Raw genomic sequence first — 558 nt, 5'->3', positions numbered from 1 at the left:
CGACCTACGGCCAGGATCGGCCGGGGGATCGGCCGTTGTGGTTGGGGTCGGTGAAGTCGAACATCGGTCATACGCAGGCGGCTGCGGGTGTGGCGGGTGTGATCAAGATGGTGATGGCGCTGCGTCACGGGGTGTTGCCGAGGACGTTGCATGTGGATGAGCCGTCACCGCACGTGGACTGGTCGGCCGGCGCGGTCGAACTCCTGGCGGAGGCCCAGCAGTGGGATCGCCACGACCACCCCCGCCGCGCCGCCGTCTCCTCCTTCGGTGTGAGCGGTACGAACGCGCACATCGTGATCGAGGAGTCCCCGATCGCCGAGATCGAGGCCGAGCCGGTGGATGAGGCGCCGGTGGTGCCGTGGGTGGTGTCGGGTCGCAGTGTTGAGGCGTTGCGGGCTCAGGCGGGCCGGTTGGCTGATGCGGTGGCGGGGGTGCGGCCGGTGGATGTGGCGCATTCGCTGGTGGTGTCGCGGTCGGTGTTCGATCACCGTGCGGTGGTGGTCGGTGCCGATCGGGATGAGCTGGTGGCGGGGTTGCGTGAGCTGGCCGGCGGTGCCG

Annotated in this window: 1 protein-coding gene; it reads left to right on the top strand. The window is 69.7% G+C overall.

Features of this window, described 5'->3' with window-relative positions; translation table 11 throughout:
* Positions 1-50 precede the first annotated feature (50 nt).
* The coding region (locus tag E1292_RS50610) for a ketoacyl-synthetase C-terminal extension domain-containing protein (protein ID WP_281284173.1) at positions 51-558 on the top strand (508 nt) is incomplete at its 3' end.

The sequence above is a fragment of the Nonomuraea deserti genome (assembly GCF_004348685.1).
In the GTDB taxonomy this organism is placed as follows: domain Bacteria; phylum Actinomycetota; class Actinomycetes; order Streptosporangiales; family Streptosporangiaceae; genus Nonomuraea; species Nonomuraea deserti.
Note: the sequence above shows the minus strand (reverse complement) of the source record. Positions and strands in the feature narration are given on the sequence as shown.